Consider the following 21,511-nt stretch of genomic DNA (forward strand, 5'->3'; position numbering starts at 1 on the left):
CGTTTTAGCGCTGCCAGCTCAGCGTCATTGATACTGAGTCGGCGTAACGCAATGCGTGAAGTTTATCTATCTCGACTTCAGCATAAGTGACCCAGTGATGTTCGCGTGCGATATCGAGCACATCTTGAGTTAATTTTTCTAACAATGAGAAGCGGTTACCCTCCACGTGGGCAATGATGCTTTTGGTTATAGTGCGGTAATTCAGCGCGTCGTTGATATCTTCGCTGGTACGGGCTTTGTCTGCCGGATAGTGAATGGCAATATTGATGACGATATCCTGGCGATTAAGGATCTCCTCTTCTTTGATGCCGATAAAGGTGCGCAGACGAAGGTTTTTTATACGAATAATGGCGTCAGGTTGTGACATTGCAGGTTTCCTCCATGTATGAACCTCTGCATGATACACGAGAACCGAATTGCGTCACCGCTTCTCACTCAGTGCTTGCTGCATGGCGCGTTCCGTGGCAGGACGCGTACGGATGCGTTCGTGCCAGTTATTGACCGCAGGGTAATTGTCGAGGTCGATGCGCTGACGCTGATGGGCGTGGATCCACGGCCAGCAGGCAATGTCAGCAATGCTGTAGTGATCGCCTCCCAGCCAGGGTGACGTTTCCAGACGTTTATTCATCACGTTGTACAGGCGCTGGGTTTCAACCTGGTATCTTTCAATAGCGTAAGGGATCGTTTGCGGAGCGTAATGACTGAAATGATGATTCTGCCCCAGCATGGGACCCAGACCGCTGACCTGCCAGAACAGCCACTGCAGCGTGGTGTGGCGTTCGCGTAATTCACCGCTGAGCAGCTTACCGCTCTTCTCCGCCAGATAGAGTAAAATTTCTCCGGACTCAAACAAGCTGATGGGCCTTCCGCCATCTTCCGGCGCATGATCGATAATGGCCGGGATTTTATTGTTCGGCGAGATCAGCAGAAAATCGGGGCGAAACTGGCTGCCTTTGCTGATATCGACATGAATCAGACGGTATTGCAGCTGTGCCTCTTCAAGAAACAGCGTGATTTTGTGACCGTTTGGCGATGGCGTGTAATAGAGATCGATCATTTTCAGCATCCGTTTTGTCATGAACCGGGTCATTACAAGTATAGAGCCTGTTGGCGTGCGTGAGTTTTCATCAAGTGACAGCGAGAGAAAGACTCTATATTTTGAAAGCAAGCCAATACACTTCAGAGGACATTATGAGCAAATCTGCAATTACGCTGTGGTCAGATGCCAATTTTTTCTCCCCCTACGTGCTGTCTGTTTATGTCGCTCTGCAAGAGAAGGGGCTACCTTTCACGCTGAAAACCGTTGATCTCAATAGTGGTGAACACTTGCATCCTTCATGGCAAGGTTACGCCTTGACGCGCCGCGTACCGGTTCTTGAGATCGATGGTTTTGAACTGAGCGAATCATCAGCGATTACGGAATTCCTGGAAGAGAGCTTTGCACCGCCACAGTGGGAGCGTATCTACCCACACGATGTACAAAAGCGCGCTCGGGCGCGCCAGGTTCAGGCGTGGATCCGCAGCGATTTAATGCCTATCCGTGAGGAACGATCAACAGATGTCGTTTTTGCTGGCGTGAAGAAAGGACCGTTAAGCGAAGCGGGAAAAGCCAGTGCGGAAAAACTGTTCGCTACTGCGAGCAGTTTACTGAGCCACGGTAAGCAGAATTTATTTGGCGAATGGTGTATCGCTGACTGTGATTTAGCGCTAATGCTTAATCGCCTGGTCCTGAATGGTGATGAGGTTCCAGAAGCGCTTGCGGAATACGCCACCTTCCAGTGGCAGCGCGCTTCAGTACAGCGTTTTATCGCGCTTTCAGCGAAGCGTTCCTGCTGAAAAACGGGCCGTAATCCAGTATCATTACAAGGTGATTTTCAGCGAGGAGTGAGTGATGAAACTGATGTTCGCATCGGACATTCATGGTTCGTTGCCAGCCACGGAACGCGTACTCGAACGGTTTGCTGCAAGCGGCGCGCAATGGCTGGTGATATTGGGTGATGTTTTAAACCACGGGCCGCGTAATGCGCTTCCAGAAGGCTATGCACCTGCGCAGGTTGCTGAACGGCTGAATGAGCTGGCATCGCGAATTATTGCGGTGCGTGGTAATTGCGACAGCGAAGTGGATCAGATGCTCCTGCATTTTCCGATGACTGCGCCGTGGCAGCAAATTCTGACAGAAAACCAGCGACTCTTTTTGACGCACGGACACCTTTTTGGCCCGCAAAATATGCCGGTGCTCAATGCGGGCGATGTTCTGGTTTATGGGCATACTCATCTGCCGGTTGCTGAGCGGCGCGAGGGTATCTATCATTTCAATCCCGGCTCGGTAAGCATCCCGAAAGGGGGCTTTGCGGCAAGTTACGGGATTCTGGATGATAATGTTCTCAGCGTAATGGCACTCAATGATCAAAGTGTTATTGCACAGGTCGAGATTAATCCGTAATTTACCCCACAAACATAAACGCGCCGTAAGAGCGCCAGAAAAAAGAAGGTTTCCTGATGGTGGAACAGCGTCGTTTGGCAAGTACTGAATGGGTGGATATTGTGAATGAAGACAACGAAGTCATTGCACAGTCCAGCCGGGAACAAATGCGGGCGCAACGCTTACGCCATCGTGCAACGTATATCGTTGTGCATGATGGTATGGGCAAAATTCTGGTTCAACGTCGCACTGAGACAAAAGATTTTTTGCCCGGCATGCTGGATGCCACCGCAGGCGGTGTGGTTCAGGCTGACGAGCAGATGCTGGAATCAGCGCGTCGTGAAGCAGAAGAGGAACTGGGGATTGCGGGCGTGCCGTTTGCCGAGCATGGTCAGTTTTACTTTGAAGACCAGAACTGTCGCGTATGGGGTGGGTTGTTTAGCTGCGTTTCCCACGGACCGTTTGCGCTTCAGGAAGATGAGGTCAGTGAAGTTTGCTGGTTGACGCCGGAAGAAATTACCGCGCGCTGCGACGAATTTACACCGGACTCCCTGAAAGCCCTGGCGCTGTGGATGACCCGCAACGCCAAGAATGAAGGGGCGAAAGCCGAAAAGCAGGAAGAAGCTGAGTAAACTCTGTTCATCCGGCCTACTGCGTCGAGAAATCGAGTAGGCCGGACGCACACTTTTTAATGGTAACCCATCATCTGCGCGCCAATCACCACCACGCTGGACATAATAAACAGCAGTCCCAACAGCGTAGCACCTACCTTCAGCCAGTTACGAAAATCCACCCGACAAACGCCTAACGTAGCCATCAGAGATGCTGACGTCGGATAGATAATATGACTGAATCCGTCGCCAAACTGGAAGGCCAGGACTGTGACCTGACGGTTTACGCCAACCAGATCGCCCAGCGGTGCCAGTAGCGGCATGGTTAACGCAGCCTGACCAGAGCCGGAAGTGACGAAGAAATTAAATACTGCCTGGAACAATAGCATAAACCACGCCGCGATGGCGTTATCCAGCCCGCTGATGCCATTGGCAATGCTGTGCAGCAGAGTGTTTAACACGCTGGCTTCACCCGCCTCTCCATTACCGACCAGCAGTAAAATGCCTTTGGCAAAACCAACCAGCAGGGCAGGGGCAATCATCATTCGTGCGCCCTCAGTGAATGAGGAGGCCATGATGTTGACCGTCATGCCGTTGAGCTGAAACACGACGCCGATAATGCCAATCACCAGACCCATCGTGAAGAACTGACTGGCGATCTCAGGAATAAACCACGCGTTGGCGATAACGCCCCAGACAACCCAAATCATCACCGCGGTCAGCACCAGTAGCACTAACCAGTCGCCCAGCGTGAAGCGTCGTTCCACGACTTCGTCCTGCTGCTCGCGAAAGAAGCGGTCGGATTCATGTACCCGGGACAAAAGCGGATTCTTTTTGATTCGCGTCGCATAGGCCAGCGTGAAGGTCAGCCCGATTAGTGTAGCGATCACCCAGACCACGATGCGTAGCCCGGAACCAGAGAGCACCGGTACCCCCGCAATACCTTGCGCTACCACCACGCAAAATGGGTTCATCCATGAGCTGGCGAAACCAATCTGAGTCGCGATATAGGTAACCAGCACGGTGGTGATACTGTCGTAACCTAGCCGTACCATCAAAGGCGCGATGATAATGGCAAAGGCAACAGCCTCTTCCCCCATGCCAAACACCGCGCCGCCTAAGGAGAAGAGAATAAACAGCACTGGGATAAACAGGACCTCGTTGCCCCGCGTATGGCGAATGAGCGCCAGGATGCCGTTATCAATGGTGCCGGTACGCATAACGATGCCGAATGCGCCGCCAATGACCAGCATAAACATAATGATGCCGACAGCAGTGCCGAATTTCGAGCCGGAGGTTAATCCTTCAAACGGGAAATTCATCAGGCCTGGGCGTTCATCTCCGGTGGTGAATAACTGCACCCGGTGATACTGCTCTTCACCTGCGTCGTTGGTCAGAATACGAAAGGAATGGGGGTCAACCACCTTACGGGTTTTGGTTTGTCCATCAACCTGATACTGCACTTCCTGGCTGTCGAACATCCCGACGGGAACAACCCATGTCGCCAGACTTGTTAAAACGGCGACGAAAAAAATAATCACCAGCGTGTCGGGCATCGCCCATTTTTTAGCTGGCTGTGATTCTGTTACTGCTGACATGAAAGACTATCCCTGTTGCAACGCAAAAGAGAGTAAGTATGCGAACAGAAGAATAGTTATTCATTGATGCAGCGCATCCAGGCAAATATTTCAGATTATGCCAAAGGGGAAACAGACATAAAAAAACCGGAAATATCAGCTATTTCCGGTTTGATAAGCAGATGTGTTGCCGGATAAGAGATCCGGCACACTCGGCAGATTACTGCTGCTGCTGGGAAGACTGGATCGCGGTCAGTGCGATGGTGTAGACGATATCGTCTACCAGCGCGCCACGAGACAGGTCGTTCACCGGCTTGCGCATACCCTGCAGCATTGGCCCGATGGAGATCAGGTCGGCAGAACGCTGTACCGCTTTGTAAGTGGTGTTACCGGTGTTCAGATCCGGGAAGATGAACACGGTAGCGCGACCTGCAACCGGAGAGTTCGGCGCTTTGGATTTCGCTACGTCAGCCATAACAGCGGCGTCGTACTGCAGCGGACCGTCGATCATCAGGTCAGGACGTTTTTCCTGTGCCAGACGGGTTGCTTCGCGAACTTTCTCTACGTCACTACCTGCACCAGAAGTACCGGTGGAGTAGGAGAGCATCGCTACGCGCGGTTCGATACCGAAGGCAATTGCGGAATCAGCGGACTGAATCGCGATTTCTGCCAGCTGCTCTGCAGTCGGATCCGGGTTGATCGCGCAGTCGCCGTAAACGTAAACCTGATCCGGCAGCAGCATGAAGAACACGGAAGACACCAGAGAGCTACCCGGTGCAGTTTTGATCAGCTGCAGCGGCGGACGGATGGTGTTTGCGGTGGTGTGTACTGCACCAGAAACCAGACCGTCAACATCGTCCTGTTCCAGCATCAGGGTACCGAGAACCACGTTGTCTTCCAGCTGTTCGCGGGCAACGGTTTCGGTCATACCTTTGTTTTTACGCAGTTCGACCAGGCGAGCAACGTAGCTTTCGCGAACCACATCTGGATCAACGATTTCTACGCCAGCGCCCAGTTCAACGCCCTGAGAGGCTGCAACGCGGGTGATCTCATCCGGGTTACCCAGCAGTACGCAGGTTGCGATACCACGTTCAGCACAGATGGCTGCCGCTTTAACGGTACGCGGTTCGTCGCCTTCCGGCAGAACAACGCGTTTGCCCGCTTTGCGCGCCAGCTCGGTCAACTGATAACGGAACGCTGGCGGAGACAGACGACGGCTACGCTCAGAGGTTGCAGTCAGGGATTCAATCCAGTCAGCGTTGATGTAGTTAGCAACGTATTCCTGAACTTTCTCAATGCGCTCGTGATCGTCAACCGGAACTTCCAGGTTGAAGCTCTGCAGGCTCAGAGAGGTCTGCCAGGTGTTGGTGTTTACCATGAATACCGGCAGGCCGGTTTCAAATGCACGTTCGCACAGTTTAGTGATGCGCGCGTCCATTTCGTAGCCGCCAGTCAGCAGCAGGGCTCCGATTTCCACGCCGTTCATGGCCGCCAGGCATGCTGCAACCAGCACGTCAGGACGATCTGCGGAAGTTACCAGCAGGGAGCCTGCGCGGAAATGTTCCAGCATATGTGGAATGCTGCGTGCGCAGAACGTCACAGACTTCACGCGACGGGTGTTGATATCGCCTTCGTTAACGATGGTGGCGTTCAGGTGACGCGCCATATCGATTGCACGAGTTGCGATCAGATCGAAGCTCCATGGCACCGCGCCCAGAACCGGCAGCGGACTGGATTCTTGCAGTTTAGCCGGATCAACTTTGATCACTTTCGCTTTGGAAGAGTCGTCGAAAATCTCGGACAGATCCGGGCGAGTACGGCCCTGCTCATCAACCGGTGCGTTCAGTTTGTTAACGATTACGCCAGTGATGTTGGTGTTTTTCGCGCCGCCGAAGCTGCTGCGAGTCAGTTCAATACGCTCGTTCAGCTGTTCCGGGGTGTCGGTACCCTGAGACATAACGAAGACGATTTCCGCGTTCAGCGTTTTCGCGATTTCGTAGTTCAGAGACTGCGCGAACTGATGTTTACGGGTTGGGACCAGGCCTTCAACCAGTACAACTTCAGCGTCTTTGGTGTTCGCGTGGTAGTTCGCGATGATCTCTTCCATCAGCACATCTTTCTGATTGCTGGACAGCAGAGATTCAACGTGGCTCATCTTCAGCGGCTCTGCGGCTGGCAGAGAAGAGTTAGCACGGACGATGCTGGTAGTCTGGTCTGGCGCATCGCCACCGGCACGCGGTTGAGCGATCGGCTTAAAGACGCTCAGACGAACGCCTTTGCGTTCCATTGCGCGGATCACGCCAAGGCTGACGCTGGTCAGGCCGACGCTGGTTCCGGTAGGGATCAGCATAATAATACGGGACACGGTTTATCCTCTTTCGTTACCGCCAATTTAGACGGGTTACAAAACAGCACCGCCAGCTAGGCTGGCGGTGTGAAATCAGGCAGTCAGGCGGCTCGCGTCTTGCGCGATAACCAGTTCTTCGTTGGTTGGGATAACCAGCGCAGGACGGGTACCTTCTTTGTTGATGAAACCAGATTTGCCGAAACGTGCGGCCAGGTTACGTTCGTGGTCAACTTCAAAGCCCAGAACGCCCAGTTTGCCCAGAGACAGTTCACGAACCATCGCTGCGTTTTCACCGATACCACCGGTGAAGACAACTGCATCCAGACGACCATCCATCAGCGCAGTGTAAGAACCGATGTATTTCGCCAGACGGTGGCAGTAAACGTCCATTGCACGTTTAGCGTCTTCTTTAGTAGCGTAGTTATCTTCAACATAACGGCAGTCGCTGGTGACTTCGGTCAGACCCAGCAGGCCGGACTCTTTGGTCAGCATTTTGTTGATCTGGTCAACGCTCATGCCCAGGGTATCGTGCAGGTGGAAGATGATCGCCGGGTCGATGTCACCGGAACGCGTACCCATCACCAGACCTTCCAGCGGGGTCAGACCCATGGAGGTATCAACACATTTACCGTTACGGATAGCAGATACAGAACCGCCATTGCCCAGGTGGCAAGTGATGATGTTCAGCTCTTCAACCGGTTTGTTCAGCACTTTTGCCGCTTCCTGAGTGACGAAGAAGTGGCTGGTACCGTGCGCGCCGTAACGACGAACGCCGTGTTCTTTGTACAGGCTATACGGCAGAGCATAGAGGTAAGACTCTTCCGGCATAGTCTGATGGAACGCGGTGTCGAATACAGCCACGTTTTTGTCTTTCAGATTAGGGAAGGATTTCAGCGCTTCTGCGATACCGATCAGGTGAGCCGGGTTATGCAGTGGTGCGAAAGAGGCAGAATCTTTGATGCCCTGAATAACGGAATCATCGATAACCACGGAGCTGGTGTACTTCTCGCCGCCGTGTACGATACGGTGACCAATAGCGGTCAATTGCGCAGACAATTCTGGTTTTTGTGCCAGAATAGTGTTAACGATAAAGTTCAGCGCTTCACTGTGAGCGGCGCCTGCACCTAAAGCCGCTTCTTGTTTACCGCCGTCCATTTTCCACTTGATACGTGCTTCTGGGAGATGGAAACATTCGGCTAAACCAGAGAGGTATTCTTCACCGTTTACTGCATCGATGATGGCAAATTTCAGTGAGGAGCTACCGCAGTTCAGAACCAGTACTAACTTACTCGACATGGAAGTACCTATTTATGATACGTGGCTAAAAAAACGTCAGGGAGTCATAGAGCGTAGCGCATGATGACACCGACGTTTATGATTAACATCATGCGCCATAGTCTTTTTGGGCACGATGGAATAAATACCTTTGAGTCTATGTCATTTTGCGTATTTTTCAGGCAATGGCATAATGTATGCCAATTTGACGACTCAATGATTTTGGACTACAGGCCTTACAGGCCGGCACAGGATACCTGAATGTGGGTATCAAAGACAAAATGTTTTGAACGATGTCCCTTGTAGTTGTTGTTTTGCACAAATTTTTTAATTTTTATATGTGAAGTTGAGGTAACCGCCATGTCGACACCGGATAATCGCTCCGTCAATTTTTTCAGCTTGTTTCGCCGGGGGCAGCACTATGCAAAGACGTGGCCAATGGAAAAGCGCCTTGCGCCCGTGTTTGTTGAGAACCGCGTGATCCGCATGACGCGTTACGCGATCCGTTTTATGCCGCCTATCGCCGTCTTCACCTTATGTTGGCAAATTGCGTTAGGGGGGCAGTTGGGCCCGGCCGTGGCGACTGCGCTGTTTGCGCTTAGCCTGCCGATGCAGGGGATGTGGTGGCTGGGAAAACGTTCTGTAACGCCGCTGCCGCCTTCAATTCTCAATTGGTTCTACGAAGTTCGGGGTAAATTGCAAGAAGCTGGGCAGGCGCTCTCTCCGGTAGAAGGAAAGCCGGATTACCAGGCGCTGGCTGACACGCTTAAGCGCGCCTTCAAACAACTGGATAAAACTTTCCTTGATGATTTGTAATTGACCCCTGATTACGCATATAAAAGAAGGCACAAGATGCCTTCTTTTTTTTCATCGCAGTAGTAGTGATACAGGAGTCCCAAATGGAAATGACCAACGCTCAACGTCTGATTTTGTCGAATCAGTACAAAATGATGACTATGCTCGATCCAACTAACGCCGAGCGTTATCGTCGTTTGCAGACGATTATTGAACGCGGTTACGGCTTGCAGATGCGTGAGCTGGATCGTGAGTTTGGTGAACTGACGGAAGAAACCTGTCGTACGATTATCGATATTATGGAGATGTATCACGCATTACATGTGTCCTGGACTAATCTTAAGGATGCGCAGGCTATTGATGAGCGTCGCGTGACCTTCCTCGGTTTTGACGCCGCAACGGAAGCCCGTTTCCTCGGGTACGTTCGTTTTATGGTCAATGTGGAAGGTCGTTACACCCACTTTGATGCGGGTACGCATGGCTTCAACGCCCAGACCCCAATGTGGGAAAAATATCAGCGTATGCTGAATGTTTGGCACTCTTGCCCGCGTCAGTATCACCTGAGCGCGAATGAAATTAACCAAATCATTAATGCCTGAGGGGGCGAGCGTGCAGTGCAAAGGTTTTCTGTTTGATCTGGATGGAACGCTGGTCGATTCCTTACCCGCAGTAGAGCGTGCGTGGTGCAACTGGGCCGATCGCTTCGGCCTCGATCACGCCGAGGTACTCGGCTTTATTCATGGTAAGCAGGCCATTACCTCCCTGCGACACTTTATGGCGGGCAAGTCTGAGGCAGAGATCGCCGCGGAATTTACCCGTCTGGAGCAGATCGAAGCGACGGAAACCGCCGGGATCACCGCGCTGCCGGGGGCAGTTGATTTACTCAACCATCTCAATAAAGCAGGTATTCCATGGGCGATTGTGACCTCCGGTTCTATGCCAGTCGCACGTGCGCGTCATCGTGTTGCCGGGCTTCCTGCTCCTGAAGTGTTTGTCACCGCCGAGCGGGTAAAAAGAGGGAAACCAGAGCCAGACGCGTATCTGTTAGGCGCTCAGCTTCTGGGCCTGGCACCGCAGGAATGTGCAGTCGTGGAAGATGCCCCCGCCGGGGTGCTCTCAGGACTGGCTGCTGGGTGTCATGTCATCGCGGTTAACGCGCCAGCGGATACGCCGCGTCTGGACGAAGTTGATTTTTCGCTGACCAGTCTGGAACATATTTCTGTGACCAAACAACCCAACGGAAATGTGGTCGTTATAAGAAATACCTGATCATGATTTAGCCCCAGATTGTTGGGGCTTTTTTATGGCAGAATCAGTCCATCCCTCTCATTTAACAAGGATATGTTGTGAACGGTGAATTGATATGGGTTCTCTCATTGCTGGCGATTGCCGTCGTCTTGTTTGCAACTGGCAGAGTGCGTATGGACGCGGTCGCTTTGCTGGTCATTATTGCCTTTGTTCTGAGCGGAACATTGAGCATCACAGAGGCTTTTTCCGGGTTCAGCGATCCTAACGTTATTTTGATAGCGGCTTTATTCATTATCGGCGACGGCCTGGTGCGTACCGGCGTGGCGACGGTAATGGGTGCCTGGCTGGTGAAGGTCGCTGGCAGCAGTGAAGTCAAAATGCTGGTGTTGCTGATGATAACCGTAGCCGGACTCGGTGCCTTCATGAGTTCGACCGGTGTGGTCGCCATCTTTATTCCGGTTGTCTTAAGCGTTTCCATGCGCATGCAAATCTCCCCCTCACGCCTGATGATGCCGTTGAGCTTTGCCGGATTGATAAGCGGCATGATGACGCTGGTGGCAACGCCGCCGAACCTGGTCGTCAACAGTGAATTGTTACGTGAAGGACTTAACGGTTTTAGCTTTTTTAGCGTAACCCCACTGGGACTGGTGGTGTTGGTACTGGGCATAATTTATATGCTGGTGATGCGTTTTATGCTGAAAGGTGAAGACTCTGGGCAGCCGGGAGACGGCTGGAAGCGCCGAACCTTTCGCGATCTGATCAAAGAATATCGCCTGACAGGGCGTGCCCGTCGCCTGGCGATTCGCCCCGGTTCTCCCATGATTGGCCAACGTCTGGATGACCTGAAATTGCGTGAGCGCTACGGGGCAAACGTGATTGGTGTTGAACGTTGGCGGCGTTTTCGCCGCGTGATTGTCGATGTTAACGGGGTTTCTGAGTTCCGTGCCCGTGACGTGTTGCTGATTGATATGTCAGCGGCCGACGTCGACCTGCGTGAATTTTGCAGCGAGCAACTGTTGGAGCCAATGGTGCTGCGCGGTGAATACTTCTCCGAGCAGGCGCTTGACGTGGGTATGGCCGAGATTTCATTAATCCCTGAATCGGAATTGATCGGCAAAACGGTACGGGAAATCGCTTTTCGTACGCGTTATGGCCTGAATGTCGTCGGACTGAAGCGTGATGGTACGGCACTGGCCGGAGCGGTGGTGGATGAACCACTGCTGATGGGCGATATCATTCTGGTGGTGGGCAACTGGAAACTCATCACTTTGTTGGGGCAAAAAGGGCGCGATTTCGTGGTGCTGAATATGCCCGTGGAAGTTAGTGAAGCCTCCCCGGCGCACAGCCAGGCGCCGCATGCGATTTTCTGTCTGGTGCTGATGGTCGCGTTAATGCTCACCGATGAAATCCCTAATACGGTTGCCGCGATTATCGCCTGTTTGCTGATGGGAAAATTCCGCTGCATCGATGCCGAAAGCGCCTATAAAGCCATTCACTGGCCAAGTATTATTTTGATTGTCGGAATGATGCCCTTTGCGCTGGCATTACAGAAAACGGGCGGTGTTGATCTGGTGGTTAAAGGGCTAATGGACGTTGGTGGAGGGTACGGCCCGTATATGATGCTGGGCTGCCTGTTCGTGCTGTGCGCGACCATTGGGTTATTTATCTCTAACACTGCGACGGCGGTACTGATGGCGCCGATTGCGCTGGCGGCAGCAAAGTCGATGGGCGTTTCGCCGTATCCTTTTGCGATGGTGATTGCGATGGCGGCTTCAGCAGCCTTTATGACGCCAGTTTCTTCACCGGTAAACACACTGGTACTCGGACCGGGTAACTACAGCTTTAGCGATTTCGTAAAAATTGGCGTGCCGTTTACCATCATTGTGATGGTGGTGTGCGTGGTGATGATCCCGATGCTGTTTCCGTTTTGATTTTTATGTGCCGGATGGCGGCTAACGCCTTATCCGGCCTACAAAGGCAATGTCGCCGCAAACTTACAATGGAGAATCCTGACTGATTTCATCTAATGAGAGGTGAAAACTCGGAACGAACACGTCCATAAAGTAGTCCATCTCTTCGCTGCGTCGTGACTCCAGCGTTTTTTCCAGACGTGTTTTCGCCAGCAGAAATTCGTTGTTACCGGCGGAGAGTTCTTCCAGGCACTTCAGATACGCGCACAGGGCATCGGCCTGTTTAACAATCGACCTCTCTTCTTCACTTAAGGCATGTTCATCAATGAGCGGCGCAAAAATATCGCGCAGCTCATCGGGAACCATATCGACCAGTTTTTGTTGGGCAATTTTCTCTATCGCTTTATATTCTTGGGCAATCTGCGAGTTGAAATATTTCACTGGGGTAGGGAGATCGCCGGTTAACACCTCTGACGCATCGTGATACATCGCCAGCAGGGCAATACGCTCAGCATTAACCTGACCACCAAATTTACGGTTTTTAATTGCGGCCAGCGCATGGGCAACCATGGCAACCTGCAGACTGTGTTCGGACACGTTTTCGGTGCGCACGTTGCGCATCAGCGGCCAGCGGTTAATGAGTTTCAGACGGGAGAGGTGGGCAAAAAAGTGGCTCTGCTTCATAACGACCCTTACTCAGTGACTTCAGTAACGGTATTTTGCGCAGAGAGTGCTACCGGATGCAAACCCGGCAGCACTTTGCGTGGTTACAGCTGGCGATACCCTGACAGGAAACGCTCAAATTTACTCAGCGACATTTCGATATCGTCAATACGCGGTAGCGTGACGATGCGGAAATGATCCGGCCACGGCCAGTTGAATGCCGTCCCCTGGACCAGCAGTACTTTTTCCTGCAACAGGAAGTCGAGTACCATCTTCTGGTCGTCATGAATATTAAAGCGTTTAGCATCAATTTTCGGGAACATATACAGCGCACCGCGCGGTTTTACGCAAGAGACGCCGGGGATGTCATTAAGCAGTTCCCAGGCGCGGTTACGTTGCTCATACAGACGTCCGCCTGGCATGATGAATTCGCTGATGCTCTGATATCCACCCAGTGCGGTCTGAATGGCATGTTGTGCCGGAACGTTGGCACACAGGCGCATAGAAGCCAGCATCTCAAGGCCTTCGATATACCCTTTGGCATGTTTCTTCGGTCCGTTCAGTACCATCCAGCCCTGGCGGAAACCGGCAACACGATAGGTTTTTGACAGGCCGTTAAAGGTAATAGTCAGCAGGTCAGGGGCCATTGCCGCAATCGAGTGGTGCTCGGCGTCATCGTAAAGAATTTTGTCGTAAATCTCGTCCGCAAAGATGATGAGATTGTTTTGGCGGGCAATCTCAACAATCTCCATCAGCAGCTCTTTAGAATACACCGCGCCGGTTGGGTTGTTTGGGTTGATGATGACGATCCCACGGGTACGCGGCGTAATTTTGGCGCGGATATCATCCAGGTCCGGGAACCAGTCTGACGATTCGTCACACAGGTAGTGCACGGCATTACCACCAGAGAGCGAAACCGCCGCCGTCCACAGTGGATAATCAGGTGCAGGAACCAGCATTTCGTCCCCACTGTTTAGCAATGCCTGCATGGCCTGCACAATCAATTCAGATACGCCGTTACCGATATAGATATCTTCCACGGTTACGTCGCGCATCCCACGGGCCTGGTAATGCTGCATGATTGCTTTGCGGGCTGAATAAAGGCCTTTGGAATCGCAATATCCTTGCGCAGTTGGCAAATTGCGGATCACATCCACCAAAATTTCATCTGGCGCTTCAAACCCGAAAGGCGCAGGGTTGCCGATGTTCAGTTTCAGAACTTTGTTGCCTTCTTCTTCCAGGCGCTTTGCTTCCTTCAGAACCGGGCCGCGAATGTCATAACAGACGTTTTCTAATTTGCTGGATTTTTCAATGGGGGACATGAACGTTGACCTTTTTAGCTGTGAATGCCACTCCCTGCCGTGGAAGTCAGCCCAGCACAATGTACTCCCACGACGGTGAGTTTTGAAGGGTCTTTAGTAGAAGATTTTGGAAAGCAGGAGGATTATAATTCACTGTTAATAACTAAATAATGTGATTTTTGTAGGGTAATAATCTGGATTGTTGTGTTTTTTGTGGTTTATATTTTTATTTGTTAGCGTGGGTATGGTGATTTGTCTGGTCAAAAAAAGTTAGGTCTGTAAAGACAAAGTAGCTGAGATCTCAGCTGAATGGCGTAATTCGAAAATACTGAGGTTTGGCCTGCGAAATCTGTTATCGGTCTGATCCCTGCGTGATGCGGTGTGAATCCATTGTTAAGCATAATTAATGAATTGAGGAATTCTTAATTAATTATTATTTATTATTTAAACGACATCAAATTGAGTTGGCCAATAATACGAAAACCGTTGCACTGACATAACACCAATTTGCCCGGAATTATTCGCGATAACACTTATAAATATAGTGGTTTTAGGTTAAGATAACTCCTATGAAATGGTGTGTAGTACGAATTTTACTATAATTCAAATGTTTGTTGGTTGTTCCTAACATCCTGAAAAGTTAGTTTTTAATGTGTAAATTATTGTTCGTTAACTATTTTTTAAATTTACAAAATTTACATGTTTCCCATTAGTCAGAATCATCCAGCAGCTAAAAATACGGCTCTTTCTCGTTGCTATATTCCGATGAATATCACGGGTATTAAAATAGCTCAGAAAGAGAATTGTTTCGTTTGTTAAACCAAATACATCCTTATTTTCACTTGGTTACACTAAGCGAAACTGAAGGGAGGCACATTACAAATGGAGTTGTTTGATTCTGAATGCACAGCATTAACCCGGTATGACCCGCGAGTAAGTGAAAAACTATGATAAATGCAAATCGTCCGATAATTAACCTCGACCTCGATCTGCTGAGAACCTTTGTTGCTGTTGCCGACCTGAATACCTTTGCGGCTGCGGCAGCTGCGGTATGTCGAACTCAGTCTGCGGTAAGTCAGCAAATGCAGCGTCTTGAACAACTTGTGGGGAAAGAGTTGTTCGCGCGCCATGGACGCAACAAACTGCTGACCGAGCATGGTATCCAGCTGTTGGGTTACGCCAGGAAAATACTGCGATTTAATGATGAGGCATGCTCATCATTGATGTTTAACAATCTTCAGGGGGTGTTAACTATCGGTGCTTCTGATGAATCCGCCGATACCATACTCCCTTTTCTGCTTAACCGTATAAGTTCGGTTTATCCGAAACTTGCACTGGATGTCAGAGTGAAACGCAACGCCTACATGGTGGAGATGCTTAAGTCGCAAGAAGTGGATTTAGTGGTCACCACTAACCGACCTGGCGATTTTGAGTGCCTGAATTTGCGAACTTCACCGACGCACTGGTATTGCGCAGCCGAATATATCCTGCAAAAAGGGGAACCGGTGCCGTTAGTTCTGCTGGACGATCCCAGCCCGTTTCGCGATATCGTGCTGGCGACGTTGAATGCCGCACAGATCCCGTGGCGTCTGGCTTATGTCGCTTCAACATTGCCTGCGGTCCGCGCGGCGGTAAAAGCAGGGCTGGGCGTTACTGCCCGTCCTGTCGAAATGATGAGCCCGGATTTACGCGTACTGGGTGCGGCGGACGGATTGCCACCTCTGCCTGATACCGAGTATCTGCTGTGCAGCGATCCGGCCACGCAAAATGAATTAGCTCAGGTTATCTTTAAGTCGATGCAGACATATCAAAATCCTTGGCAATACAATCAGTTTACCCCTGAAGGGGGAGATGACTCGCTGATTGTTGAAGGCGACTTTGAGTAAAGCGTCACAAAAAAACGTTTTAAAATGTAAGTGTAAAAAAGAGCCACTGATGATGAAAAAACATCCAGTGGCTCTTTTTTTATGCAAATATTACTGCTTTCTGTTCATTCATATACTAAAACTTAACAAAATCAGCAGGTAAAAAAACAGACTGACAATAGGATGAAAAATAATCAGCTGAGTTGCTAAATGTTTCCATGTTAAAAAACTAGAGAAATTGTTGCTGTTTTTTATGGTGAATTAACAAAAGCGTGTCACAGATCAAGAAAATACTCCCATTTAGGGGGAGGCATCTGGGTGAATTCCTGTCAAAATAGACGTGTATTATCTTTTTTACTTCACTACGGACACGATTCAACAACATTAAAAATGACCGATGATGCAATCGAAATGGGTCTAAAGAGCACTTTATGTTAATGAAGTTGGAACAGTGTAAAATAATGTGAGGAAACTTTTGTTAAAGTTGACAAAAGGTTATAGAAAGGAGTAAAAAACCCCATCAATTAGCTGTATAAAATGATTTTTCACAGTGATTGTAAGGTTTTTTTTATTCCTCCCCATGAATCGATGTGGCGTTCATCTGCCGAAAAGAGCAGAGAATTTGGCGCTACTTTTGATGAGTAAGCAATGAGTATGTCAACATCCACTGAAATCATCGCTCATCACTGGGCATTCGCTATCTTTCTTATCGTTGCCATTGGCCTGTGCTGCCTGATGCTCGTCGGCGGCTGGTTTTTAGGGGGTCGCGCACGCGCGAGATCTAAAAACGTGCCGTTTGAATCAGGTATCGACTCGGTCGGCACCGCCCGCCTGCGCCTGTCTGCCAAGTTTTATCTGGTAGCCATGTTCTTCGTTATCTTCGACGTTGAAGCGCTGTATCTGTTCGCATGGTCAACTTCTATCCGTGAAAGCGGTTGGATTGGCTTTGTGGAAGCTGCAATTTTTATTTTTGTGTTACTGGCAGGTCTGGTTTATCTGGTGCGTATTGGCGCGCTGGACTGGACGCCCGCGCGTTCACGCCGCGAGCGTATGAACCCGGAAACGAACAGTATCGCTAATCGTCAACGCTAACCGCGAGGCATTAAGATGGATTATACGCTCACCCGCATAGATCCTAACGGTGAGAACGACCGTTACCCCCTGCAAAAACAGGAGATCGTAACCGACCCCCTGGAACAAGAAGTTAACAAAAACGTGTTCATGGGCAAACTGCATGACATGGTTAACTGGGGCCGTAAAAACTCAATTTGGCCATATAACTTTGGCCTTTCCTGCTGCTACGTTGAGATGGTGACCTCGTTTACCGCCGTGCACGATGTGGCCCGTTTTGGTGCGGAAGTACTGCGTGCATCGCCGCGTCAGGCTGACCTGATGGTCGTAGCCGGAACCTGCTTTACCAAAATGGCACCAGTTATTCAGCGCCTCTACGATCAGATGCTGGAACCGAAATGGGTTATTTCCATGGGCGCATGCGCCAACTCCGGCGGTATGTACGACATCTATTCTGTGGTGCAGGGCGTTGATAAATTTATTCCGGTCGATGTGTACATCCCGGGATGTCCGCCGCGCCCAGAAGCGTATATGCAGGCTCTGATGCTGCTGCAAGATTCCATTGGCAAAGAACGCCGTCCGCTCTCTTGGGTGGTTGGCGATCAGGGCGTTTATCGCGCCAATATGCAGTCAGAACGCGAGCGTAAACGCGGCGAACGTATTGCTGTAACGAATCTTCGTACACCAGACGAGATTTAATTTGCGCCTGTCGGCAGCAGCACTTCCTTCGCTTATCACTACATAAATAGCGCGAAGCACTGCCGACCACCACGGACCATTTGCAATGGTGAACAATATGACCGACTTAACCGCGCAAGACGCCGTATGGCAAACACGGGATCACCTTGATGACCCGGTCATTGGCGAACTGCGCAACCGTTTTGGGCCGGATGCCTTTACCGTTCAGGCGACTCGCACCGGGGTACCCGTTGTTTGGGTCAAGCGTGAACAATTACTGGAAGTTGGCGATTTCTTAAAGAGACTGCCGAAACCTTACGTCATGCTGTTTGATTTACACGGCATGGACGAACGTCTGCGTACGCACCGCGAAGGGTTACCTGCCGCGGATTTTTCCGTTTTCTATCACCTGATTTCCATTGAACGCAATCGCGATATCATGCTCAAGGTGGCTTTGTCTGAAAACGATCTGCGCGTACCGACTTTCACCAAACTGTTCCCGAACGCCAACTGGTATGAGCGTGAAACCTGGGAAATGTTTGGCATCGATATCGAAGGTCACCCGCACCTGACGCGTCTGCTGATGCCGCATACCTGGGAAGGTCATCCGCTGCGTAAAGACTACCCGGCGCGTGCGACCGAATTCGATCCGTTTGAGCTGACTAAAGCCAAACAGGATCTGGAAATGGAAGCGCTGACCTTCAAACCAGAAGATTGGGGTATGAAGCGTAGCACCGAAAATGAGGACTTCATGTTCCTCAACCTCGGTCCTAACCACCCGTCTTCTCACGGTGCTTTCCGTATTGTGCTGCAGCTTGATGGCGAAGAAATCGTCGACTGCGTACCTGACATCGGCTACCACCACCGTGGCGCTGAAAAGATGGGTGAACGTCAGTCCTGGCACAGCTACATTCCGTACACCGACCGTATTGAGTACCTCGGCGGCTGTGTAAACGAAATGCCTTACGTACTGGCCGTTGAGAAGCTGGCTGGTATCACCACGCCGGATCGCGTCAACGTGATTCGCGTGATGTTGTCCGAACTGTTCCGTATTAACAGCCACCTGCTGTACATCTCCACGTTCATTCAGGACGTCGGCGCGATGACCCCGGTATTCTTCGCCTTTACCGACCGTCAGAAAATCTATGACGTGGTGGAAGCGATCACCGGTTTCCGTATGCACCCGGCCTGGTTCCGTATCGGCGGTGTGGCACACGATCTGCCGCGGGGTTGGGACAAGCTGCTGCGTGACTTCCTCGACTGGATGCCAAAACGTCTGGATTCTTACGAGAAAGCCGCACTGCGTAACACCATCCTGAAAGGCCGTTCGCAGGGCGTTGCCGCTTACGGTAAGAAAGAAGCGCTGGACTGGGGTTGTACCGGTGCTGCGCTGCGCGCGACCGGTATTGATTTCGACGTGCGTAAAGCGCGTCCGTACTCTGGCTACGAAAACTTTGACTTTGAAGTCCCGGTTGGCGGCGGCGTTTCTGACTGCTATACCCGCGTGATGCTGAAAGTTGAAGAGCTGCGCCAGAGTCTGCGCATCCTTGAGCAGTGCCTCAATAACATGCCGGAAGGCCCGTTCAAAGCGGATCACCCGCTGACGACGCCGCCGCCGAAAGAGCGCACGCTGCAACATATCGAAACCCTTATCACCCACTTCCTGCAGGTTTCGTGGGGTCCGGTTATGCCGGCAAACGAGTCCTTCCAGATGGTGGAAGCGACCAAGGGTATCAACAGTTACTACCTGACCAGCGATGGCAGCACCATGAGTTACCGTACCCCGAGCTATGCGCACCTGCAGCAGATCCCGGTAGCGGTACGTGGCAGCCTGGTGTCCGACTTAATCGTCCATCTGGGTAGTATCGATTTTGTTATGTCAGATGTGGACCGCTAATTATGCACGAGAATCAACAACCACAAACCGAGGCTTTTGAGCTGAGTGCGGCTGAGCGTGAAGCGATTGAGCACGAGAAGCACCACTACGAAGACCCGCGTGCGGCGTCCATTGAAGCGCTGAAAATCGTTCAGAAACAGCGTGGCTGGGTGCCGGATGGGGCGATCTATGCGATCGCTGATGTGCTGGGTATTCCGGCAAGCGACGTAGAAGGTGTTGCTACGTTTTATAGCCAGATCTTCCGCCAGCCGGTAGGTCGCCACGTGATCCGCTATTGCGACAGCGTGGTGTGCCATATCAACGGCTACCAGGGGATCCAGGCCGCGCTTGAGAAAAAACTCAACATCAAGCCGGGGCAGACGACCTTTGATGGTCGCTTTACGCTGCTGCCGACCTGTTGCCTGGGGAACTGCGATAAAGGGCCAAACATGATGATCGATGAAGATACTCATGCTCACCTGACCCCGGAAGGCATTCCCGAACTACTGGAGCGGTATAAATGAAAGACATTATCCGTACTCCCGAAACCCATCCGCTGACCTGGCGTCTGCGTGATGACAAACAGCCGGTCTGGCTGGACGAATACCGTAGCAAGAACGGCTACGAAGGTGCGCGTAAGGCCCTGACCGGGTTGTCACCGGACGAAATCGTTAATCAGGTAAAAGACGCTGGCCTGAAAGGGCGCGGCGGCGCGGGCTTTTCCACCGGTCTGAAGTGGAGCCTGATGCCGAAAGACGAATCCATGAACATCCGTTACCTGCTGTGTAACGCCGATGAAATGGAGCCGGGCACCTATAAAGACCGTCTGCTGATGGAACAGCTGCCGCACCTGCTGGTGGAAGGCATGCTGATTTCCGCGTTTGCGCTGAAAGCGTACCGTGGTTACATCTTCCTGCGCGGTGAATATATCGAAGCAGCCGTGCATCTGCGTCGCGCGATTGCCGAAGCGACCGAAGCCGGTCTGCTTGGCAAAAACATCATGGGCACTGGTTTCGACTTCGAACTGTTTGTCCACACCGGGGCAGGGCGTTACATCTGCGGTGAAGAAACCGCGCTGATCAACTCCCTCGAAGGTCGCCGTGCTAACCCTCGTTCCAAGCCGCCGTTCCCGGCAAGCTCTGGCGCATGGGGCAAACCGACCTGCGTAAACAACGTCGAAACCCTGTGTAACGTACCGGCTATCCTCGCGAACGGCGTGGAGTGGTACCAGAACATTTCGAAGAGCAAAGACGCGGGCACCAAGCTGATGGGCTTCTCTGGTCGCGTGAAGAATCCTGGCCTGTGGGAACTGCCTTTCGGTACTACCGCGCGTGAGATCCTCGAAGATTACGCGGGCGGCATGCGCGATGGACTGAAGTTTAAAGCCTGGCAGCCAGGCGGTGCAGGGACTGACTTCCTGACCGAAGCACACCTCGATCTGCCGATGGAATTCGAAAGCATTGGTAAAGCAGGTAGCCGTCTGGGCACCGCGCTGGCCATGGCTGTCGATCACGAGATTGGCATGGTTCCTTTGGTGCGTAACCTCGAAGAGTTTTTTGCCCGCGAGTCTTGCGGCTGGTGTACGCCGTGCCGTGACGGTCTGCCGTGGAGTGTGAAAATTCTGCGCGCGCTGGAGCGTGGCGAAGGCCAGCCTGGGGATATCGAGACACTTGAGCAACTGTGTCGTTTCCTCGGCCCGGGTAAAACCTTCTGTGCACACGCACCGGGTGCAGTGGAACCGCTGCAGAGCGCCATTAAATATTTCCGCGAAGAATTCGAAGCTGGCATCAAGCAGTCCTTCAGCAATACCCATCAGATTGGTGGTATTCAGCCGAACCTGCTGAAAGAGCGCTGGTGATTACAGGGTTAGCC

General features: G+C 51.6%; 20 protein-coding genes. 13 read left to right on the forward strand and 7 right to left on the reverse strand.

All coding sequences use genetic code 11. The features are described 5' to 3' along the window. Positions 1-4: 4 nt before the first annotated feature. Together folX and yfcG are read right to left on the reverse strand one after the other, a co-directional pair. A complete protein-coding gene (folX, locus tag OGY68_RS21630) occupies positions 5-367 on the reverse strand; it encodes a dihydroneopterin triphosphate 2'-epimerase (RefSeq protein ID WP_003028107.1) in 363 nt (120 codons plus the stop codon). A gap of 54 nt (positions 368-421) precedes the next feature. Beyond that, the gene (gene yfcG / locus OGY68_RS21635) at positions 422-1,057 is read right to left on the reverse strand and encodes a GSH-dependent disulfide bond oxidoreductase (protein WP_020996685.1); all 636 of its coding nucleotides are present in this window, start codon (positions 1,055-1,057) and stop codon (positions 422-424) included. Between the two features lie 134 nt (positions 1,058-1,191). Here yfcG and yfcF point away from each other — a divergent pair, with 134 nt between their 5' ends. Genes yfcF through yfcD form a run of 3 tightly spaced genes read left to right on the forward strand, consistent with a single transcriptional unit; the run spans position 1,192 to position 3,054 of the window. Continuing rightward, on the forward strand, positions 1,192-1,836 hold the full coding sequence (gene yfcF, locus OGY68_RS21640; protein WP_003834778.1) for a glutathione transferase: 645 nt from the start codon (positions 1,192-1,194) through the stop codon (positions 1,834-1,836). Positions 1,837-1,891: 55 nt separating this feature from the next. Continuing rightward, a complete protein-coding gene (gene yfcE / locus OGY68_RS21645) occupies positions 1,892-2,443 on the forward strand; it encodes a phosphodiesterase (protein WP_008785353.1) in 552 nt (183 codons plus the stop codon). A 56-nt stretch (positions 2,444-2,499) separates the two neighbouring features. Continuing rightward, the gene (yfcD, locus tag OGY68_RS21650) at positions 2,500-3,054 is read left to right on the forward strand and encodes an NUDIX hydrolase YfcD (RefSeq protein ID WP_003834775.1); all 555 of its coding nucleotides are present in this window, start codon (positions 2,500-2,502) and stop codon (positions 3,052-3,054) included. A gap of 56 nt (positions 3,055-3,110) precedes the next feature. Here yfcD and yfcC read toward each other — a convergent pair whose 3' ends face one another. From yfcC to ackA, 3 genes are all read right to left on the reverse strand, one after another. After that, on the reverse strand, positions 3,111-4,631 hold the full coding sequence (gene yfcC, locus OGY68_RS21655; protein WP_057067941.1) for a putative basic amino acid antiporter YfcC: 1,521 nt from the start codon (positions 4,629-4,631) through the stop codon (positions 3,111-3,113). Between the two features lie 199 nt (positions 4,632-4,830). After that, entirely contained in the window at positions 4,831-6,975 is a 2,145-nt protein-coding gene (gene pta, locus OGY68_RS21660) for a phosphate acetyltransferase (protein WP_008785351.1), read from the reverse strand. Positions 6,976-7,050: 75 nt separating this feature from the next. Then, positions 7,051-8,253, reverse strand: a complete 1,203-nt coding sequence (gene ackA / locus OGY68_RS21665; RefSeq protein WP_003834770.1) for an acetate kinase — start codon at positions 8,251-8,253, stop codon at positions 7,051-7,053. A gap of 339 nt (positions 8,254-8,592) precedes the next feature. Here ackA and yfbV point away from each other — a divergent pair, with 339 nt between their 5' ends. The 4 genes from yfbV to OGY68_RS21685 all read left to right on the forward strand — a co-directional run bounded on the left by yfbV (position 8,593) and on the right by OGY68_RS21685 (position 12,206). Further along, the gene (yfbV, locus tag OGY68_RS21670; protein ID WP_003028087.1) at positions 8,593-9,048 is read left to right on the forward strand and encodes a terminus macrodomain insulation protein YfbV; all 456 of its coding nucleotides are present in this window, start codon (positions 8,593-8,595) and stop codon (positions 9,046-9,048) included. Between the two features lie 83 nt (positions 9,049-9,131). Further along, on the forward strand, positions 9,132-9,626 hold the full coding sequence (locus OGY68_RS21675; RefSeq protein WP_003028086.1) for a YfbU family protein: 495 nt from the start codon (positions 9,132-9,134) through the stop codon (positions 9,624-9,626). Continuing rightward, on the forward strand, positions 9,619-10,296 hold the full coding sequence (locus OGY68_RS21680) for a sugar phosphatase (RefSeq protein ID WP_100247211.1): 678 nt from the start codon (positions 9,619-9,621) through the stop codon (positions 10,294-10,296). Before OGY68_RS21675 ends, OGY68_RS21680 begins: the two co-directional genes overlap by 8 nt. Before the next feature lie 77 nt (positions 10,297-10,373). Beyond that, positions 10,374-12,206: an SLC13 family permease gene (locus OGY68_RS21685; protein WP_032944084.1), complete on the forward strand. Its 1,833-nt coding sequence runs from the start codon at positions 10,374-10,376 to the stop codon at positions 12,204-12,206. A 63-nt stretch (positions 12,207-12,269) separates the two neighbouring features. Here the strand turns inward: OGY68_RS21685 and yfbR are convergent, their stop codons facing one another. Further along, a complete protein-coding gene (gene yfbR / locus OGY68_RS21690; RefSeq protein WP_003028083.1) occupies positions 12,270-12,869 on the reverse strand; it encodes a 5'-deoxynucleotidase in 600 nt (199 codons plus the stop codon). An 83-nt stretch (positions 12,870-12,952) separates the two neighbouring features. Then, complete coding sequence (alaA, locus tag OGY68_RS21695) at positions 12,953-14,170, reverse strand: alanine transaminase AlaA (protein ID WP_003028082.1); 1,218 nt, start codon at positions 14,168-14,170, stop codon at positions 12,953-12,955. A 926-nt stretch (positions 14,171-15,096) separates the two neighbouring features. Between alaA and lrhA the strand changes: the two genes are divergently transcribed. The 6 genes from lrhA to nuoF all read left to right on the forward strand — a co-directional run bounded on the left by lrhA (position 15,097) and on the right by nuoF (position 21,497). Then, positions 15,097-16,035 (forward strand): transcriptional regulator LrhA, encoded by a 939-nt coding sequence (lrhA, locus tag OGY68_RS21700; protein WP_003834760.1) that lies wholly within the window; start codon positions 15,097-15,099, stop codon positions 16,033-16,035. Between the two features lie 627 nt (positions 16,036-16,662). Then, positions 16,663-17,106 carry an NADH-quinone oxidoreductase subunit NuoA gene (gene nuoA / locus OGY68_RS21705; protein WP_003028077.1) on the forward strand — a complete coding sequence of 148 codons (444 nt, stop codon included), beginning with the start codon at positions 16,663-16,665 and terminating at the stop codon, positions 17,104-17,106. Positions 17,107-17,121: 15 nt separating this feature from the next. Further along, positions 17,122-17,784, forward strand: coding sequence for an NADH-quinone oxidoreductase subunit NuoB (nuoB, locus tag OGY68_RS21710; protein WP_003028075.1), 663 nt, complete (start codon positions 17,122-17,124; stop codon positions 17,782-17,784). Between the two features lie 85 nt (positions 17,785-17,869). After that, positions 17,870-19,660, forward strand: coding sequence for an NADH-quinone oxidoreductase subunit C/D (gene nuoC, locus OGY68_RS21715; RefSeq protein WP_286617498.1), 1,791 nt, complete (start codon positions 17,870-17,872; stop codon positions 19,658-19,660). Between the two features lie 2 nt (positions 19,661-19,662). Next, entirely contained in the window at positions 19,663-20,163 is a 501-nt protein-coding gene (gene nuoE / locus OGY68_RS21720; RefSeq protein WP_003028069.1) for an NADH-quinone oxidoreductase subunit NuoE, read from the forward strand. Further along, positions 20,160-21,497 carry an NADH-quinone oxidoreductase subunit NuoF gene (nuoF, locus tag OGY68_RS21725; protein ID WP_003834753.1) on the forward strand — a complete coding sequence of 446 codons (1,338 nt, stop codon included), beginning with the start codon at positions 20,160-20,162 and terminating at the stop codon, positions 21,495-21,497. Before nuoE ends, nuoF begins: the two co-directional genes overlap by 4 nt. Positions 21,498-21,511 lie beyond the last annotated feature (14 nt).

This window comes from Citrobacter sp. Cpo065, assembly GCF_030332805.1.
Lineage (GTDB): Bacteria > Pseudomonadota > Gammaproteobacteria > Enterobacterales > Enterobacteriaceae > Citrobacter > Citrobacter portucalensis.

Excerpts from the sequence above, each read along its gene's own strand:
- folX (WP_003028107.1), bottom strand. The coding sequence starts at position 367 with ATGTCACAACCTGACGCCATTATTCGTATAAAAAACCTTCGTCTGCGC.
- yfcG (WP_020996685.1), bottom strand. The coding sequence starts at position 1,057 with ATGATCGATCTCTATTACACGCCATCGCCAAACGGTCACAAAATCACG.
- yfcF (WP_003834778.1), top strand. The coding sequence starts at position 1,192 with ATGAGCAAATCTGCAATTACGCTGTGGTCAGATGCCAATTTTTTCTCC.
- yfcE (WP_008785353.1), top strand. The coding sequence starts at position 1,892 with ATGAAACTGATGTTCGCATCGGACATTCATGGTTCGTTGCCAGCCACG.
- yfcD (WP_003834775.1), top strand. The coding sequence starts at position 2,500 with ATGGTGGAACAGCGTCGTTTGGCAAGTACTGAATGGGTGGATATTGTG.
- yfcC (WP_057067941.1), bottom strand. The coding sequence starts at position 4,631 with ATGTCAGCAGTAACAGAATCACAGCCAGCTAAAAAATGGGCGATGCCC.
- ackA (WP_003834770.1), bottom strand. The coding sequence starts at position 8,253 with ATGTCGAGTAAGTTAGTACTGGTTCTGAACTGCGGTAGCTCCTCACTG.
- yfbV (WP_003028087.1), top strand. The coding sequence starts at position 8,593 with ATGTCGACACCGGATAATCGCTCCGTCAATTTTTTCAGCTTGTTTCGC.
- OGY68_RS21675 (WP_003028086.1), top strand. The coding sequence starts at position 9,132 with ATGGAAATGACCAACGCTCAACGTCTGATTTTGTCGAATCAGTACAAA.
- OGY68_RS21680 (WP_100247211.1), top strand. The coding sequence starts at position 9,619 with ATGCCTGAGGGGGCGAGCGTGCAGTGCAAAGGTTTTCTGTTTGATCTG.
- yfbR (WP_003028083.1), bottom strand. The coding sequence starts at position 12,869 with ATGAAGCAGAGCCACTTTTTTGCCCACCTCTCCCGTCTGAAACTCATT.
- alaA (WP_003028082.1), bottom strand. The coding sequence starts at position 14,170 with ATGTCCCCCATTGAAAAATCCAGCAAATTAGAAAACGTCTGTTATGAC.
- lrhA (WP_003834760.1), top strand. The coding sequence starts at position 15,097 with ATGATAAATGCAAATCGTCCGATAATTAACCTCGACCTCGATCTGCTG.
- nuoA (WP_003028077.1), top strand. The coding sequence starts at position 16,663 with ATGAGTATGTCAACATCCACTGAAATCATCGCTCATCACTGGGCATTC.
- nuoB (WP_003028075.1), top strand. The coding sequence starts at position 17,122 with ATGGATTATACGCTCACCCGCATAGATCCTAACGGTGAGAACGACCGT.
- nuoC (WP_286617498.1), top strand. The coding sequence starts at position 17,870 with ATGGTGAACAATATGACCGACTTAACCGCGCAAGACGCCGTATGGCAA.
- nuoE (WP_003028069.1), top strand. The coding sequence starts at position 19,663 with ATGCACGAGAATCAACAACCACAAACCGAGGCTTTTGAGCTGAGTGCG.
- nuoF (WP_003834753.1), top strand. The coding sequence starts at position 20,160 with ATGAAAGACATTATCCGTACTCCCGAAACCCATCCGCTGACCTGGCGT.